Below are 17,018 nucleotides of genomic sequence, written 5' to 3'. Positions count from 1 at the left end.
CGCAGCCCGCGTGGCTCAGTTCGGGAAATAGCAGGCGTCGGACACGCTGCCGACGCCGCCGGCAGCCGGCCGCACCTGTGCCGAGGCGTAGCTGACCTGGCTGCCCGCCGACGTGTGCGCGAGCTCGATGAGGATCTCGGTCACGTCGCTCGCGCCGCTGAGCGACAGCGCATTGACGCGGTAGAACAGGCCGTTCGCGGCGGTCAGGCTCTGGTAGCCCGAGATGCGGCCCGACAGACTGGCATCGGCGGCACTGCCGGAGCCGCCGTCGACCTGGGCGCTGAAGTTGCGGTCGCCGGTGGTCAGCGTGACGCTGCCGTCGGCCGCCACGTTCAGCGTGCAAGCCACCGGCGCGCTGCGCGGAGAGAACAGGGTGCCGACCGCGTAACCCTGGCGCGTGCCGATGACGGCTGCCGGCAGTTCCGACGCGAGCAGGCCGCTGTTCTTCAGCACCATCGGCGCCGAGGTCGCCGGTGCGATGGTCATCGGCGTGTCCGACCTGAACATCACGGCGCAGAAGTCCAGCACGCCGCCGAGCTGGAAGTTGGTCAGCCGCCCGCCCACGCCGCCGGTGCTCACGCCCTGGCCGGTCGAGGTGGCGGTCACGCCGAAGGCGAAACCGGCCGTGGGCACGCTCACGGCGCGGTCGTTGCCTTCGCCGTCGAGCACGCCTGTCTGTGTGCTGCCGTTCATCGAGCCGACGAACTGGCCGGCCGCGTCGATCTGCAGCGTGCAGGTGGAGTTGGCCGACGATCGGCCGTAGTAGGTACCGGCCAGCCAGGCGCCGGCGCTTGCGGTGGCGTTGCCGCCACCCGTGGCGGGAGCGCTGGCGGCGAAGCCGAGGTAGCTGCCCGACGGTGCAGGCGCGGGTGCAGGCGCGGGTGCCGTGGTGTTCTTCGCCAGCGTGCCCTGCAGGTAGCGGCCGGCGGCGGGATCGCTGCCGAGATCGCTGCCGGAGACGTACAGACCATTGAACGCCGGCGCGAAGAAGTCGACATGGCGCTGCGTGTCGATCACTGCGACGACGCCAATCGGCGCGCCGGACGAGTTGGTGTTCTCGCACACTGCGGTCACCGTTGCCGTGGCGGCGCTCGATCCGGCCAGCCCGCTGTCGGGCGTGTAGGTCAGCGTGCTGCCGGCCAACGCCAGCGTGGCCCCGCCAAGTTCGGCAGGCGTCATGCTACTGCCGTCGAAGACCTTCACCACGTAGCTGCCGTCGAATGCGGCCAGCTCGGTCGCACCCAGCACGCGCATCGTGCCGCAGCTGCCGGCGGGGGCGGGCGCGGGGGCCGGTGCGGGGGCCGGTGCGGGGGACGGCCCGGCGGCGGGTGCCGGGGCATCGTTGCCGCCACCACAGCCGGACAGCACGACGGCGGCGAACAGGGCGGTCAGGGAGGCAGGGGTCAGGGCTCTCATGGTCGGGGTCCTTGCGTTGAACGTTCGAGGTCGCCGGCGCCTCAGGCGGATCGGCTTGTCGGGTTACGCAGGAAATCCGGCGCCGACGGCTCATTGGCGCTGCGCAGTCGGCTCAGGGTCTGTCAGGGTGGGCGAGTTCGCGGTCACGCGCGACCCAGAGGTCGAACAGGCCCGGCGTGCGGCCCTCCGGGGAGCCTTGCTGCCACGTCGCCAGGGCCAACGTGGCCGCCACGCTGGCCTGCTCGCGGCGGCCCAGGCGCGCCAAGGCCGCCGCGCGTTCGCCTTGGGCCTGGGCGAGCGTCCACAGCCGGCTCGCATTGCCGTCGCCGGGCGCTGCCGCCTGCACGACCTCGATCGCTTCGTCGGCCAGGGCCAGCGCACGCGCCGCATCGCCATCGAGCCAGGCCCGCGCCGCCCAGACCAGGCCGTCGGCGCGTGCGCGGGCGAGGTAGAAGTCCTCGGCCAGTGTCTTCGCGGGCACGGCGGCCAGCGCCTCGGCCAGCACCCCACGCGCCTCGTCGTGGCGGCCGGCCAGCACCAGGATCCGGCCGCGGGCGAAGCCGCTGACGCGCAGGTCGCGCTGCGCCGCCTGGTTCGAGGCGTCGGCGGCCACGCTGGCGCGCACGATGGCCTGCGCCTCGTCCATCAGCGGCAACGCACGTTCGTGACGTCCTGCATGTGCGAGCGAGACCGCGAGCACCAGCCGCGCAATGGCCGTCTGGTGGCGCAGATGGGCGTTGTCCGGCAACATGCGCGCGGCGCGGTCGCGCAGGGCCACGGCCCGCTCGGCCAGCGACACCGCCAGCGCGTCGTCTCCGCGCAGGTTGGCGGCATAGGCGCCGATGTAGCAGGCCCAGGCGAGCTCGTGCACCCACTCCGCGTTGGCCGGGTCAAGGCGCTCCAGCACCTGCATGTGGGCGAGCGAAGCCTCCAGGTGGGACACCGCCTCGGCGGTGCGGCCCAGGCTGGCGCTGGCCGCGCTGCCGCCGATCAGCAGGCCCAGCCGACCTTCCAGCGTGCCCAGCAGCGAGAGCACCTTGGGGTCGTCCGGTGCTTGCCGGCGAGCCCGCTCGGCCAGCGCCCGCGCCTGCTCGAGAGCCCGGCGGCCCAGCCCCAGATGGGCGCGCCGCCACCGCTGCGAGGACTGCGCCATCCACATGTCGGCCGCAGTGGCGAGCGCAGCCACCTCGACGCCTGCCGCATCGATGTAGCGCGGCAGCAGCGCGATCGCCTTGTCGAGGTTGGCCTGCGCGGCATCGAGTCGCTCCAGGCTGGGCGAGAAGGCCTCGCCCTGCAGCACGGCGAGACGGAAGTAGGTCTCGGCGAGCTCTCTGGCCAGCGTGCCGTCGTTGCCGACGTGGCGGTTCAGTTCGTCGAGGTAGCCCTGCGCGTCGCCCAGCAGCTCGGCACGCACCCGGGTCGAGCCCGGCAGGCTGGCGATCTGGTCGTGGTACTGGAACACCAGCCGATTGGCGAGCCGGCGCACGTCGGCGAAGCGCTGCTCGGCGCTCAGGCGGGCTGCCTCGGCCTGGCGCATCTGCCACAGCGTCGAGGCGAGGCCGCCGACCAGCGCCAGCGCACCCAGCGCCGCGGCGCCGACGGCCCAACGGTTGCGCTTCACGAACTTGCCGAACAGGTAGCCCAAGCGCGGGGCACGCGCGTTCACCGGCCGGCCGGCCAGATGCGCACGCACGTCGCCGGCCATCGCCTCGACGCTGGAGTAGCGCGCCTCGATGCGTTTGTCCAGCGCCTTGAGCAGGATGGTGTCGAGATCGCCCTGCAGGCACCTGCGGCTCGCCAGCAAGGCTGCATCGGCGTCGGAGCCCGGTGGCGGCAGCGCACTGGGCCGCGTCGGCTCTTCCTCGAGCACGCTGCGCGCCGCTTCCATCGGCGTGCTCGAGCCGCGGCCATAGGGTCGGCTGCCGGTGAGCATGACGTACAGCAGCACGCCCAGGCTATAGATGTCGGTGGCCGTGCCGACCGCCTCGCCGCGCACCTGCTCGGGGCTGGCGAACTGCGGCGTGAAGGGGCGCGGCCCGGCATGCGTGTGCTCGGCGTCAGCGCCACCCGAAGGATCGATCGCCTTGGCGATGCCGAAATCCAGCAGCCTGACCTGCCCCTGCGCGGTGACCAGCACGTTGCCGGGCTTGAGGTCACGGTGCAGCAGCAGGTTGCGGTGCGCGTGGGCCACCGCCTCGGCCAGCTGCAGGAACAGCGCCAGGCGCTGCGCTACCGGCAGGCCCTCGCAGGCCTGGTCGATCGGTCGCCCGGCCACGTGTTCCATGACGAAGTAGGGCAGGCCGTCGGCCGTGCGGCCGGCATCGAGCAGGTGGGCGATGTGCGGATGGTTCAGTCGCGCGAGCGACTGCTGCTCGAGCGCGAACCGCGACAGCACCGCGTCGGAGTCCATGCCGCGCTTGAGCACCTTGATGGCGGCCTGACCGCTGAAGGCGCCGTCGGCGCGCTCGGCCAGCCACACCTCGCCCATGCCGCCACTGCCGATGGGCGCGGTGATGCACCACGCGCCGCAGCGCTGGCCGACGCGGCTGTCCGGCAGGTGCGACGCATCGGCCAGCCCCGGCCGCACCAGGAAGTCATCCCCATCCCGGGCCGCATGGGCCAGCAGCGAGAGCACCTCGGCTCGCACTGCCGCCTCGTGCGACGGGTCGGCGAGCAGCGCCTCGCGCTCGCCTTCCTCGAGCGCGAGCGCGGCGTCGAACAAGGCGCGCACTTTGTCCCAATCGGCGGCGGAAGACGCGGTCTGGCGCATGCGCCGATGCTAGGGGCGGCGGCACAATCGGCACATGGCCAGCCACCACCTCAGATGAGCGTCGACGCGGAAATTCTCCACGAAGCCGACGTGACACAGTGGCTCGCACACGTGGATTCCGGCGACCCACAGGTCGCGCACCGGCTGTTCGAACTGCTCTACGGCGAACTGCGCCGCGCGGCGCGCGCCCAGTTGCGGCGCGAGGAAGCCGGGCACACACTGACCCCCACCGCGCTGGCACATGAGGCCTGGTTCCGCCTCGCCGAGCAATCGCGCACGCGCTGGAAGAACCGCAGCCACTTCCTCGCCGTGGCCTCGACGATGATGCGGCGCATTCTCGTCAACCACGCGCTCGCGCGCCGCGCCGAGAAGCGCGATGCCGAGCTGGTGCCGCTCACGCTGGGCACGCTGGAGCGCTGGACGGGCACGCCGGGCCGCGACCTCGTCGACGTGCACGAGGCCCTGCTCGCCTTCGAGGCGGTGGATGCACGCGCCGCCAAGGTGGTGGAGCTGCGGTTTTTCGGCGGTCTCGAGAACGAGGAGGCCGCCGAGCTGCTCGGTATCTCGCTGGCCACGCTCAAGCGCGACTGGGCGGTGGCGCGCGCTTGGCTGCACCGCGAGCTGCGCGTGCGTTGATCAGAGCGCGAGCTCGACCCAGCGAGTCCCCGGCTCCTGGCGACTGGGCGACTCGACGAAGCCGAGCTCTCGCGCCAGTTGGAGCATGCGCGTGTTCTCTGCGAGCACGGTGGCCACGAGGCGCCTCGTGCCGTGCTCGCGAAGGTACACGACCATGCGTTGCAGCAGCAGCTCGCCCAGGCCTTCGCCCTTGAGCTCGCTGCGCACGATGATGCCGAACTCGGCTTCGATGTTGTCGGGGTCGGCCACGGCACGCACCACGCCCAGCGTCTGCTCGGCGCCGTCCGGCCCGGGCGCGGTGGCGACGAAGGCCATCTCGCGCGCGTAGTCGATCTGAGTCAGGCGCGCGAGTTCGGTGCGCTCGATGCTGCGCCGGCTGTAGAAGACGCGCATGCGCACGTCCTCGGGGTCGAGGTGGCTGAGGAAATCGAGGTGCTGCGCCTCGTCCTCCGGGCGGATGGCCCGCAGCGTGAGCTGGCGGCCGTGCCATTCGAGGCGTTGCGTCAGGTGCGCCGGGTAGGGCCGGATGGCGAAGTTCAAGGCGCCGGCCGGCGCGGTGACACTCAGCCGGATGCGCGCATCGAGAGCGATCGCGCCTTTCGCATCGACGATCAGCGGGTTGATGTCGAGCTCGGCGATCTGCGGCACGTCGGCGAGCAACTGCGATACCGCGATCAGCACGGCGTGCACGCTCGCCTCGTCGGCCGGCGGCGTGTCGCGAAAGCCGCGCAGCAGCCTGGCCACCCGCGTGCGCGCCACCAGGGCGCGCGCCAGCGGCTCGTTCAAGGGCGGCAGCGCGATAGCGCGATCGGCCAGCACCTCGACCGCCGTGCCGCCCTGGCCGAACAGGATCACCGGGCCAAAGACGCGGTCGATGCTGGCGCCGACGATCAGTTCCTGCGCGCCGGCACGCTGCACCATCGACTGCACGGTGAAGCCGTCGAGCTTCGCCTGCGGTCGCTGGGCGCGTACGCGCTCCAGCATCTCGGCGGTGGCGGCGCGCACCTGCTCCTCGCTGTCCAGTCCGAGGGCCACTCCGCCGACATCGGACTTGTGCGAGATGTCGGCACTGAGGATCTTGATCGCCACCGGAAAGCCCATCGCGCGCGCCGCGCTCACGGTCTCGGCAGGATCGAGCCCGACACGCTGCGTGGCCACCACCGGGATGCCGTAGGCAGCGAGCACCGCCTTGGCCTCCGGCTCGGTGAGCATCTCGCGGCCGCTGCCCAGCACCTGCTGCACCATCGCACGCACCGCCGGCAGATCAGGCTCGGCGGCTTGGAAGGGTCGCGCCGGCGCCGCCTCGATCAGCTGCGCCTGGTTGCGCCGGTAGGTGGTGAGCATCGCGAACGCACGCACCGCCTCCTCGGGCGTCTCGTAGCCGGCAATGCCGGCCTCGCGGAAGATCTCGCGCGCCTGCGCCACCGAATCGCCACCCAGCCAGCAGCCGAGCACGCGCGGCGGCGACTGGCTGGCCAGCGGCACCAGCGCGCGGGCGATGTCGGCGCTCGGCACGATCGCCGTGGGCGCATGGATGAACAGCACCGCGCCGGCGCCGGGGTCGGCGTTCAGCGCCTCCAGCGCCTGCACGTAGCGCTCGGCCGGCGCGTCGCCGATGATGTCCACCGGGTTGCCGTGCGACCAGTTGGCGGGCATCTGCGCGTCGAGCCGTGCGATCGTGTCGGCGTGCAGGTCGGTGAGTTCCACGCCGACATGCGCGGCGCAATCGGCCGCCATCACACCGGCGCCACCGCCGTTGGTGAGGACCGCCAGCTGCTCGCCGCGGTTGGCGCGGAAGCGCGTCAGCGTCTCGGCGGCCAGGAAGAGCTGCTGCATCGTGTCCACGCGCAGCATGCCGGCGCGGGCGATGGCGGCGTCGTAGACGATGTCGGAGCCGGCCAGCGCCCCGGTGTGCGAGGCCGCTGCGCGCTGGCCCTGCGTCGAACGCCCCGACTTGATGACGATGACCGGCTTGTTGCGCGCCGCCGCACGCGCCGCCGACATGAACTTGCGCGGCGCCTCGACCGATTCGATGTAGAGCAGGATGGCGCGCGTCTTCGCGTCGCTGCCGAGGAAATCGAGCATGTCGCCGAAGTCGACGTCGGCATGTTCGCCCAGCGAGACCAGGTGGCTGAAGCCGATGCGGCGCGAGCGGGCCCAGTCGAGCATCGCCGTCATCAGCGCGCCCGACTGCGTGACGAAGGCCAGCTCGCCCGGCAGCGCGTCGATGTGCGCGAAGCTCGCGTTCAGGCCCAGGTGAGGCACCAGCATGCCGATGCAGTTGGGCCCGAGGATGCGCAGCAGATGCGGCCGTGCCGCGTCGAGCATCGCCTGGCGCTGCGCGGCAGACAGGCCGGCGGTGAGGACCACGGCCGCGCGGGTGCCGGCGGCGCCCAGTTCGGCGATCAACCCCGGTACGGCGGCGGCCGGCGTGCAGACGATGGCCAGCTCGGGCACCTCGGGCAGATCGGCCACTCGGGCATAGACCGGCACGCCGTCGAAGCTGCGGTGGCGCGGGTTGACGGCGAAGCTGCGCCCCTTGAAGCCGTTGCCGTGCAGGTTGCGCCAGACGGTTGCGCCGACGCTGCCGGCGCGCTGCGAGGCGCCGATCACCGCCACCGAGGCGGGGTCGAAGAGGTGGTCGAGGTGGCGGATGCTCATGCGGGTCGGGGGCAGATGCGCGCGGGCGCGCCGGACGCCAATGATGGCCCGGGACGATGACGGCCACGCGATTGACGAACGGCAATTGCAATGTGCACCGCGGCGCCTACGCTGAAATGAGCGGCCCGTTGCGGTGCGCTGGAGCTCACCATGGCCGCCGAACCGCCCACCGCCGTGTCCGAAGCGCATCGACACCTGCACTTGACGCAACGCACCTACGCGCTGGTGCTGGCCGGCGGGCGCGGTTCGCGGCTGCGCCAGCTCACCGACTGGCGCGCCAAGCCGGGGGTGCCGTTCGCCGGCAAGCTGAAGATCATCGACTTCCCGCTGTCCAACTGCGTCAACTCGGGCATCCGCCGCATCGGCGTGCTGACCCAGTACAAGGCGCAGAGCCTGATCCGCCACATCGAGCGCGGCTGGGGTTTCCTGGAAGTGACCCTGGGCGAGTACATCGACGTCGTGCCCGCCCAGCAGCGTGTCGACGAACACTGGTACAGCGGCACGGCCAACGCGGTCTACCAGAACCTCGATCTGCTCGGCGAAGCCAGGCCCGAACACGTGCTCGTGCTGGCCGGCGACCATGTCTACAAGATGGACTACGCGGTGATGCTCGCCGACCACGTGGCCAGCGGCGCCGAGCTGACGGTGGCCGGCGTCGAGGTGCCGGTCGAGCGGGCCCGCGACTTCGGCGTGATGCAGGTGGATGCGCAGCGGCGCGTGCTCGCCTTCGAGGAGAAGCCGGCCCGCCCGGAGCCGCTGCCGGGTCGTCCCGGCAAGGCGCTGGCGAGCATGGGCATCTACGTGTTCAACGCGAAATTCCTCGTCGACGAGCTGATCCGCGACGCGCACGACGCCGGCTCCAGCCACGACTTCGGCCACGACCTGATCCCGCACGTGGTGGCGAGGCACCCTGTACACGCCCACCGCTTCGAGGACAGCTGCGTCTGCCAGCCCGGCGCGCGGCCCTACTGGCGCGATGTCGGCACGGTGGACAGCTACTGGGAGGCCAACCTCGACCTGACCCAGGTCGTGCCCGAACTCGACCTCTACGACGAGCACTGGCCGATCCTGAGCCTGCAGCGGCAGCTGCCGCCGGCCAAGTTCGTCTTCGACGATCCGGGCCGGCGCGGCGTGGCGGTGGACTCGCTGGTGTCCAGCGGCTGCATCGTCAGCGGCGCCACGGTGCGGCGCTCGATCCTCTTCTCGAAGGTGCGCGTGGGCGACCGCAGCCTGGTCGAGGAATCGGTCGTGCTACCGGGCGTGAACATCGGTGCCGACGTGGTGATCCGCCGCGCCGTGGTCGACAAGCGCTGCCTGATCGCCGACGGCTCGCAGATCGGCGTGGACCTGGCGGCCGACCGCGAGCGCTTCCATGTCACCGAACGCGGTATCGTGCTCGTCACGCCGGAGATGCTCGGACAGTCGGTCCACACGGTGTACTGACTGCCCGATGCACCCCCACTGGCACCTGAGAGAAGCGCACGAACTGGCCCGCGAACACGGCGTCGACCCGACGCTCGGGCTCGACGAGGCCGAGGCCGCCCTGCGCGCGCTGAAGCACGGCACGAACGAGATCACCGGCGCCGCGCGGCGCACTCCTGTGGCGCTGCTGCTCGACCAGTTCAAGGATTTCATGATCCTGGTGCTGCTGGGCGCCGCGGTGGTCTCGGGGGTGATCGGCGAACTGGTCGACACGCTGGCGATCCTGGTGATCGTGCTGCTCAACGCAGTGATCGGCTTCGTGCAGGCCTGGCGCGCCGACCGTGCGCTGGCGGCATTGCAGCAACTCGCCGCGGCCCGTGCCACCGTGCTGCGCGCCGGGCAGCGACAGGTGGTGCCGGCAGCCCGGCTGGTGCCCGGCGACATTGTGCTGCTGGAGGCAGGCAACCAGGTGCCTGCCGACCTGCGCCTGATCGAGATCGCCCAGCTGAAGGTCGACGAATCGGCACTGACCGGGGAGTCGGTCACCGTCGACAAGCACACGGGCGTGCTCGTGGACGCCGCATCGGCGCTCGGCGACCGGCTCAACATGGCGTTCAAGGGCACGACGGCGGCACACGGGCGGGGCACCGGCCTGGTGGTCGCCACCGGCATGGCCACCGAGCTCGGCAAGGTGGCCGGGCTGCTGGACCGCGCCGTCGACTTGAGCACGCCGCTGCAGAAGCGCCTGGCCGCCTTCGGCAAGCGGCTGGCCCTCGTGGTGCTGGCGATCTGCGCGCTGATCTTCGTGATCGGCGTGCTGCGCGGCGAGTCACCGGTGCTGATGATCCTCACGGCCGTGAGTCTGGCAGTGGCCGCGATTCCCGAGTCGCTGCCGGCGGTGGTGACGGTGCTGCTGGCGCTCGGGGCGCGCCGAATGGTCGCGCAGAACGCGCTGGTGCGCCGGCTGCCGTCGGTCGAGACGCTCGGCTCGGTCAGCACCATCTGCTCCGACAAGACCGGCACGCTGACGCAGAACCGCATGCAGGCCGAGCTGGTGCACGCCGACGGCCGCGCTTGGCGGCCGGGCGAGCCGCTGGCCGACCCGGTGCAGCGCGAGACCCTGCGCGCCGCCGCCTTGTGCAATGACGCGGTGCTCGGCGAAGAGGGCAGCTGGTTCGGCGACCCGACCGAGACCGCGCTGGCCATGCTGGCCGCTGACGCCGGCCTGCTCAAATCGGCACTTGAGGCCGAATCGCCACGGGTGGCCGAACTGCCGTTCGACGCGGTGCGCAAGCGCATGAGCACGCTGCACCCGCAGGGCTCTGTGCTCCTGGTCTGCACCAAGGGTGCCCCCGAGTCGGTGTTGCCGCTGTGCAGCTCGCAATGGCGCGCCGAGGGTGAGGCGGCCCTCGACCGTGACGCCGTGATGGCGCAGGCCGAGTCGATGGCGGCGCGGGGTTTGCGCGTGCTCGCGCTGGCGCGCCGCGAGGTGGCCCTGGCCGAAGTGGACGCCGACGCACACACGCTGGAGCAGGGGCTCGCGCTGATCGGCCTGGTCGCCTTGATCGACCCGCCACGACCGGAAGCCGCCGCCGCGGTGCGCGATTGCCTGGGCGCCGGCATCACGCCGGTGATGATCACCGGTGACCACCCGGCCACGGCGCGCGCCATCGCCCTGCGGCTGGGCATCGTCGGCGACGACAAGGCCGTCGTGCTGACCGGCCAGGCGCTGGCGGAGATGGACGACGCCACCCTGCGCGCGTGCTGCGGCGAGGTGCGCGTGTACGCCCGCGTCGACCCGGCGCAGAAGATCCGCATCGTGCAGGCGCTGCAGTCGCTGGGCCGCTTCGTCGCGATGACGGGCGATGGCGTCAACGACGCGCCAGCGCTGCGCCAGGCCGACATCGGCGTGGCGATGGGACGCGGCGGCACCGACGTCGCACGCGAAGCCGCCAGCCTGGTGCTGCTGGACGACAACTTCGCCACCATCGTGGCCGCGGTGCGCGAGGGCCGGCGCATCTACGACAACATCCGCAAGTTCGTGCGCTATGCGATGACGGGCAACTCGGGCGAGATCTGGACGCTGTTCCTGGCCCCGATGCTGGGCCTGCCGATCCCGCTGCTGCCCATCCACATCCTGTGGGTGAACCTGGTGACCGACGGCCTGCCCGGCCTCGCCCTCGCGGCCGAACCGGCCGAGCGCGGCATCATGCGCAGGCCGCCGCGCCCGCCGGGCGAGAGCCTGTTCGCCGGCGGCCTGTGGCAGCACGTGCTGTTCATCGGGCTGCTGATCGGCGGCATGTGCCTTGCCGTGCAGGCCTGGGCGCTGGCCACCGGCCACGCCCACTGGCAGACCATGGTGTTCACCGTGCTGACCCTGGCGCAGATGGCCCATGTGATGGCGATCCGCTCCGAAAGCGAGCCGCTGTGGCGCCAGGGCCTGGCGTCGAACCGCCCGTTGCTCGGCGCGGTGCTGCTCACGCTGGCGCTGCAGATGGCAACGATCTACGTTCCGGTGCTGCAGCCGATCTTCAAGACCGAGGCGCTGGACCTCGCCGAACTCGGCATCTGCTTCGCCGCCGCCGCCATGGTGTACCTGGCCGCCGAGGCCGAGAAGGCCTGGCGCCGCGGCCGCAACGGTCGTGGCGATGCGCTCGCGCTGGACGCGCCGGAAGTTCCGTCGAGAATGTAAGCAAGCACTTGCAATCGCAGGTAAGCAGGCTGGCTGTGGCCGTAACGCGGGTAATGTGCGGAAAGAGTGCTGGCCTGTGGGGGTGATCGGGGCTGCAATGGCGGCTCTCTCAACCAACCAAGAGGTCACACCATGAACCTTCGCTCCACGCTCATCCGCACTTCCGTCGCCGCCGCCTGCGCCGCACTGGCCACGGTCGCCCTGGCTCAGGACAAGGCTCCCGCCGCAGGCGACGCCAAGGCACGCATGGCCGCCGAGGCCGCCTTCAGCAAGGCCGACGCCAACGGCGACGGCAAGCTGTCGAAGGACGAAGCCGCCAAGATGCCGGCCATCGCCAGCAAGTTCGAGATGCTGGACAAGGACAAGGACGGCGCGTTGACGCTGGCCGAGTTCGCCGCCGGCTACACCGCCGCGGGCTGATCGCGGGGTCGCGGCGGCGCTGCTTCAGTCGCCGCCGCGCGCCAGCTTCTCGCTCTTCCAGTAGACGTCGTCGCCGCCGCGGCCGTCGAGGTTGGCTCGGTTCAGCACGCGGGCCAGCACGAACAGCAGGTCGGACAGGCGATTCAGGTACTGACGCGGCTCCGCGCGCACCTGGTCAGCCAGCGACAAGGCGACCACCGCCCGCTCGGCGCGTCGCGCCACCGTGCGGCACACATGCGCGATCGCCGCGCTGCGCGTGCCGGCCGGCAGGATGAACTCCTGCAACTTGGGCAGGGCCGCGTTGTGCAGCTCGAGTGCTTCGTCAAGGCGCACGACCGCTTCGACCTTGAGCAGCTCGAAGCCGGGGATCGACAGCTCGCCCCCCAGGTTGAACAGTTCGTGCTGGATCACCACCAGCAGCTCGCGCACGCCATCGGGCAGCGGCTCGGCAAGCAGCACGCCGATCTGCGAGTTCAGCTCGTCGACATCGCCCATGGCCTGCACGCGCAAGTGGTCTTTCGACACGCGCGTGCCGTCGCCCAGCCCGGTGGTGCCGTCGTCGCCGGTGCGCGTGGCGATCTGCGTCAGTCGTTGTCCCATGGCCGCGATGGTAGCCAATGCCTAGAATCCCTCGACGCCCTGCGCCTTGCAGGCTGGAGCACGAGCATGAACGCCCCCACCGAACTGCCCCACCTCGTCGAGCCCCGCCCGGTGCCCGCGGCCATGCTCGATGCGCTGAGGGCTCGCTTCGGTGACCGCTGCAGCACGGCGCTGGCGGTGCGCGAGCAGCACGGCCGCGACGAATCTCCATTCGACGTGCGCCCGCCCGATGCGGTGGTGTTCTGCGAGAGCACCGACGACGTGGCCGCGATCGTCTCGCTGGCCGACCGCCATGCGGTGCCGGTGATTCCCTACGGCGTCGGTTCCTCGCTCGAAGGCCACCTGCTGGCCGTGCAGGGCGGCATCAGCATCGACCTGTCGCGCATGAACCGCGTGCTGCAGGTCAACCCCGAGGACCTGACTGCCACCGTCGAGCCGGGTGTCACGCGCGAGCAGCTCAACAGCGAGATCCGTGACACCGGCCTGTTCTTCCCCATCGACCCGGGCGCGAATGCGTCGCTCGGCGGCATGGCGGCCACGCGCGCCAGCGGCACGAACGCGGTGCGCTACGGCACGATGCGCGAGAACGTGCTCGGCCTGACGGTGGTGACCGCCAGCGGCGAGGTCATCCATACCGGCACGCGCGCGAAGAAGTCCAGCGCCGGCTACGACCTCACGCGCCTGATGGTAGGCAGCGAAGGCACGCTCGGCGTGATCACCGGCGTGACGCTGAAGCTGTACCCGCTGCCCGAGGCGGTGAGCGCGGCGATCTGCCATTTCAAGGACATCGGCTCGGCGGTCGACGCGACGATCCAGATCATCCAGATGGGCGTGCCGATCGCGCGTTGCGAACTGCTCGACGTGAACGCCGTGCGCGCGGTCAACGAGCATTCGAAGCTCGGCCTGCGCGAAGCGCCGATGCTGCTGATGGAGTTCCACGGCAGCGAAGCCGGCGTGAAGGAACAGGCCGAGACGGTGCAGTCCATCGCTGCGGAGGCCGGCGGCGAGAACTTCGAATGGGCCAGCACGCCGGAGGAGCGCACGCGGCTGTGGACGGCGCGGCACAAGGCCTATTTCGCCGGCATGACCACGCACCCCGGCTGCCGCACGGTGACCACCGATACCTGCGTGCCGATCTCGCGCCTGACCGAGATCATCGAGGCCTCGGTCGCCGAGGCCGATGCCTCGGGGCTGCCGTACTACATCGTCGGCCACGTCGGCGACGGCAACTTCCACCTCGCCTACCTGGTGAAGGACGGCGACGCGCAGCAGCGCGAGACGGCCGAGCGCCTGAGCATGCAGATGGTTCATCGAGCGATCGCACTGCAGGGCACCTGCACCGGCGAGCACGGCATCGGGCTGCACAAGCAGGGCTTTCTGGTCGACGAGACGGGCGCCGGCGCGGTCGAGATGATGCGCACGCTCAAGCGCGCACTCGACCCGAAGAACATCCTCAATCCGGGGAAGATCTTTTCCCTATGACGACGCGCTAGCTGTGGTTCACCGGGGCCGGCACCGACCAGTGCTTGGTCACGGTGCCCTGGCCGTCGACGCTGTCCAGGTGCACGCCGAAGCCCCACAGCCGCGACACGTGCTTGAGCACTTCCTGCGCGCTGTCGTGCAGCGGCCGGTCGTTGTGCTGGGTATGGCGCAGCGTCAGTGATCGGTCACCGCGCAGGTTGACGCTCCACACCTGGATGTTCGGTTCGCGGCTACCCAGGTCGTACTGGTGCGACAGCGCCTCGCGCACCGCGCGATAGCCGGCCTCGTCGTGGATGGCCGAGACTTCGAGCTCGCTTTCCTTCTCGTCGTCGACGATGGAGAACAGGCGGAAGTCGCGCATCAGCTGCGGCGAGAGGTACTGGCCGATGAAGCTCTCGTCCTTGAAGTTGCGCATCGCGTGGTCGATGGTCTCGAGCCAGTCATTGCCGGCCATGCCGGGGAACCAGGCGCGGTCTTCGTCGGTCGGCTTCTCGCAGATGCGCTTGATGTCGGTGTACATCGCGAAGCCCAGCGCGTACGGGTTGATGCCGCTGTAGTGCTTGTGCCCCACCGGCGGCTGGTACACGACGTTGGTGTGCGACTTCAGCCACTCGATCATCATGCCGTCCGTCAGGTGACCGTCGTCGTACAGCGTGTTGAGCAACTTGTGGTGCCAGAAGGTGGCCCAGCCCTCGTTCATCACCTGCGTCTGGCGTTGCGGGTAGAAGTACTGCGCCACCTTGCGCACGATGCGCACGATCTCGCGCTGCCAGGGTTCGAGCAGCGGCGCGTTCTTCTCGATGAAGTACAGCAGGTTCTCCTGCGGCTCCTCGGGGAAGCGGCGCACTTCCTTCTCGCTGGCAGCCTTCTCGGCCTTGCGCGGCAGCGTGCGCCACATGTCGTTGACCTGCTGCTGCGCGTAGGCCTCGCGGTCCTTGCTGCGCGCGAGCTCCTGGATCAGGCTCAGCTTGCTCGGCCGGCGGTAACGGTCGACACCGTGGTTCATCAGCGCGTGGCAACTGTCGAGCAGTTCCTCCACCGCGTCCAGGCCGTGGCGCTCCTCGCAGCCGGCGACGTAGTTCTTCGCATAGACGAGGTAGTCGATGATCGACGCCGCATCGGTCCACATGCGGAACAGGTAGTTGCCCTTGAAGAAGCTGTTGTGGCCGTAGGCGGCATGCGCAATGACGAGCGCCTGCATCGCCATCGTGTTTTCCTCCATCAGGTAGCTGATGCAGGGGTTGGAGTTGATGACGATCTCGTAGGCCAGGCCCATGTGGCCGCGCTTGTAGTTCTTCTCGGTGGAGATGAACTCCTTGCCGTAGCTCCAGTGGCGGTAGTTCACCGGCATGCCCACCGAGGCGTAGGCGTCCATCATCTGCTCGGCGGTGATGATCTCGAGCTGGTTCGGGTAGGTGTCCAGCCCGAATCGCTCGGCGGTGGAGCGGATCACCGCGTGGTACTGCTCGATCAGCTCGAACGACCAGTCGCTCGGCGCCGCGAGTGGCTGCGCAGCGCGCGGCGGCGTGACGATGTCGGCAGCGCGCCGGACGCGGCCGGTCAGCGCCTTGGCCAGATCGGGCTCGAACAGATCCGCCGTGCCGTCGGGCACGAAGTTGGCCTTTCGCGTCATGCGGGCGTCCCTTCTTTCTTGAACAGATCGCGGAACACCGGATAGATCTGCGAGGCTTCGGTCACCTTGCGGATCGCGAAGGCCTTGGTCTCGGCCGCCAGGGCGGCGTACTCGTCCCACAGGTTCTGCTCTTCCTCGGCCACCTGCACGTAGGCGAAGTAGCGGCACAGCGGCAGGATCGCGTTGGCCAGCAACTCGCGGCAGCGGCCGCTGTCGTGGTGCCAGTTGTCGCCGTCGCTGGCCTGCGCGCCGTAGATGTTCCACTCGCTAGTAGGGTAGCGCGCGCGGGCGATCTCTTCCATCAGCACCAGCGCGCTGCTGACCACGGTGCCGCCGGTCTCGGTGGCGTGGAAGAAGTTCTGCTCGTCGACCTCCTGCGCCTGCGTGTGGTGACGGATGAAGACGATGTCGATCTTCTCGTAGTGCCGCGTGAGGAACAGGTACAGCAGGATGAAGAAGCGCTTGGCCAAGTCCTTGCGCGACTCGTCCATCGAGCCGGACACGTCCATCAGGCAGAACATCACCGCCTTCGACGTGGGCACCGGCACGCGCACCCGGCTGCGGTAGCGCAGGTCGATCGGGTCGAGGTAGGGGATGCGGCCGATGCGCGCACGCAGCGCCTCGATCTCGCGCTCCAGCTCAGGAATCTCGTGCGCGAAGGGGTTGGGCTCGGGGTGGCGCCTGATGCCATCGAGCTTGTCCTCCAGCAACCTCAGCTCGCGCCGGCTCTCGCTGCCCAGCGCGATGCGACGGCCGATCGCGCCACGCATCGAGCGCACCACGTGCAGGTTGTTCGGCGTGCCGTCGCTCGAATAGCCGGCGCGGTGTGTCTTGTACTCGGGCGTCTCGGCCAGCGTGGTGCGCGCGAGGTTGGGCAGGGCCAGGTCGTCGAAGAAGACCTGCATGAACTCTTCCTTGCTGAGGTGGAAGACGAAATCGTCGTCGCCCTCGCCGGAATCGCTCGCCTGCCCGCCACCGCCCCCGCCACCGCCGCCCTTGGGCCGCTCGATCTTGTCGCCGCGAACGTAGTCCTGATTGCCCGGATGCACCATCTCCCGCTTGCCGCCCTGGCCGTGGCCGAACACCGGCTCGGTGATGTCGCGCTTGGGGATGTGGATGTCTTCACCCTTCTCCATGTCGCGGATGCCGCGACCGTCCACCGCGCGCTTGACCGCCTCGCGGATCTGGTCCTTGTGGCGGCGCAGGAAGCGCTCGCGGTTGCCGATGGACTTGTTCTTGCCCGCCAGCCGCCGGTCGATGATCTGCTGCAAGGTGGCTCCTTCGAA

General features: G+C 70.2%; 11 protein-coding genes. 5 read left to right on the top strand and 6 right to left on the bottom strand.

Annotation, left to right across the window (positions count from 1 at the left end; all coding sequences use genetic code 11):
* Positions 1 to 15: 15 nt before the first annotated feature.
* A complete protein-coding gene (locus tag HZ992_RS23615; RefSeq protein WP_209387311.1) occupies positions 16 to 1,416 on the bottom strand; it encodes a hypothetical protein in 1,401 nt (466 codons plus the stop codon).
* Positions 1,417 to 1,528: 112 nt separating this feature from the next.
* On the bottom strand, positions 1,529 to 4,186 hold the full coding sequence (locus HZ992_RS23610) for a serine/threonine-protein kinase (RefSeq protein WP_209384272.1): 2,658 nt from the start codon (positions 4,184 to 4,186) through the stop codon (positions 1,529 to 1,531).
* A gap of 90 nt (positions 4,187 to 4,276) precedes the next feature.
* On the opposite strand from HZ992_RS23610, the gene HZ992_RS23605 reads away from it, so the two are divergent.
* Entirely contained in the window at positions 4,277 to 4,822 is a 546-nt protein-coding gene (locus HZ992_RS23605; protein WP_209384271.1) for an ECF-type sigma factor, read from the top strand.
* On the opposite strand, the gene HZ992_RS23600 is transcribed toward HZ992_RS23605, so the two are convergent.
* Complete coding sequence (locus HZ992_RS23600) at positions 4,823 to 7,483, bottom strand: bifunctional acetate--CoA ligase family protein/GNAT family N-acetyltransferase (RefSeq protein WP_209384270.1); 2,661 nt, start codon at positions 7,481 to 7,483, stop codon at positions 4,823 to 4,825.
* Positions 7,484 to 7,633: 150 nt separating this feature from the next.
* On the opposite strand from HZ992_RS23600, the gene glgC reads away from it, so the two are divergent.
* From glgC to HZ992_RS23585, 3 genes are all read left to right on the top strand, one after another.
* Positions 7,634 to 8,926, top strand: coding sequence for a glucose-1-phosphate adenylyltransferase (glgC, locus tag HZ992_RS23595; RefSeq protein ID WP_209384269.1), 1,293 nt, complete (start codon positions 7,634 to 7,636; stop codon positions 8,924 to 8,926).
* Positions 8,927 to 8,933: 7 nt separating this feature from the next.
* On the top strand, positions 8,934 to 11,597 hold the full coding sequence (locus tag HZ992_RS23590) for a cation-translocating P-type ATPase (protein ID WP_209384268.1): 2,664 nt from the start codon (positions 8,934 to 8,936) through the stop codon (positions 11,595 to 11,597).
* Between the two features lie 132 nt (positions 11,598 to 11,729).
* On the top strand, positions 11,730 to 12,017 hold the full coding sequence (locus tag HZ992_RS23585; protein WP_209384267.1) for an EF-hand domain-containing protein: 288 nt from the start codon (positions 11,730 to 11,732) through the stop codon (positions 12,015 to 12,017).
* 24 nt (positions 12,018 to 12,041) lie between these two features.
* On the opposite strand, the gene HZ992_RS23580 is transcribed toward HZ992_RS23585, so the two are convergent.
* Positions 12,042 to 12,617, bottom strand: coding sequence for a cob(I)yrinic acid a,c-diamide adenosyltransferase (locus HZ992_RS23580; protein WP_209384266.1), 576 nt, complete (start codon positions 12,615 to 12,617; stop codon positions 12,042 to 12,044).
* 66 nt (positions 12,618 to 12,683) lie between these two features.
* Between HZ992_RS23580 and HZ992_RS23575 the strand changes: the two genes are divergently transcribed.
* Positions 12,684 to 14,099, top strand: coding sequence for an FAD-binding oxidoreductase (locus HZ992_RS23575; RefSeq protein WP_209384265.1), 1,416 nt, complete (start codon positions 12,684 to 12,686; stop codon positions 14,097 to 14,099).
* 7 nt (positions 14,100 to 14,106) lie between these two features.
* On the opposite strand, the gene HZ992_RS23570 is transcribed toward HZ992_RS23575, so the two are convergent.
* Positions 14,107 to 15,732 carry a SpoVR family protein gene (locus HZ992_RS23570; RefSeq protein WP_209384264.1) on the bottom strand — a complete coding sequence of 542 codons (1,626 nt, stop codon included), beginning with the start codon at positions 15,730 to 15,732 and terminating at the stop codon, positions 14,107 to 14,109.
* Entirely contained in the window at positions 15,729 to 17,003 is a 1,275-nt protein-coding gene (locus HZ992_RS23565; RefSeq protein WP_209384263.1) for a YeaH/YhbH family protein, read from the bottom strand. The genes HZ992_RS23570 and HZ992_RS23565 overlap by 4 nt, the downstream gene beginning before the upstream one ends.
* Positions 17,004 to 17,018: the final 15 nt, after the last annotated feature.

This window comes from Rhizobacter sp. AJA081-3 (assembly GCF_017795745.1).
Classification (GTDB): Bacteria; Pseudomonadota; Gammaproteobacteria; order Burkholderiales; family Burkholderiaceae_C; genus Piscinibacter.
The sequence above is the reverse complement of the archived record's forward strand: the minus strand, read 5'-3'. Positions and strand labels throughout refer to the sequence as shown.

What these genes read in the sequence shown, in the direction of transcription:
- HZ992_RS23615 (WP_209387311.1), bottom strand. Translation starts at nt 1,416, where the DNA reads ATGAGAGCCCTGACCCCTGCCTCCCTGACCGCCCTGTTCGCCGCCGTC.
- HZ992_RS23610 (WP_209384272.1), bottom strand. Translation starts at nt 4,186, where the DNA reads ATGCGCCAGACCGCGTCTTCCGCCGCCGATTGGGACAAAGTGCGCGCC.
- HZ992_RS23600 (WP_209384270.1), bottom strand. Translation starts at nt 7,483, where the DNA reads ATGAGCATCCGCCACCTCGACCACCTCTTCGACCCCGCCTCGGTGGCG.
- glgC (WP_209384269.1), top strand. Translation starts at nt 7,634, where the DNA reads ATGGCCGCCGAACCGCCCACCGCCGTGTCCGAAGCGCATCGACACCTG.
- HZ992_RS23590 (WP_209384268.1), top strand. Translation starts at nt 8,934, where the DNA reads ATGCACCCCCACTGGCACCTGAGAGAAGCGCACGAACTGGCCCGCGAA.
- HZ992_RS23585 (WP_209384267.1), top strand. Translation starts at nt 11,730, where the DNA reads ATGAACCTTCGCTCCACGCTCATCCGCACTTCCGTCGCCGCCGCCTGC.
- HZ992_RS23580 (WP_209384266.1), bottom strand. Translation starts at nt 12,617, where the DNA reads ATGGGACAACGACTGACGCAGATCGCCACGCGCACCGGCGACGACGGC.
- HZ992_RS23575 (WP_209384265.1), top strand. Translation starts at nt 12,684, where the DNA reads ATGAACGCCCCCACCGAACTGCCCCACCTCGTCGAGCCCCGCCCGGTG.
- HZ992_RS23570 (WP_209384264.1), bottom strand. Translation starts at nt 15,732, where the DNA reads ATGACGCGAAAGGCCAACTTCGTGCCCGACGGCACGGCGGATCTGTTC.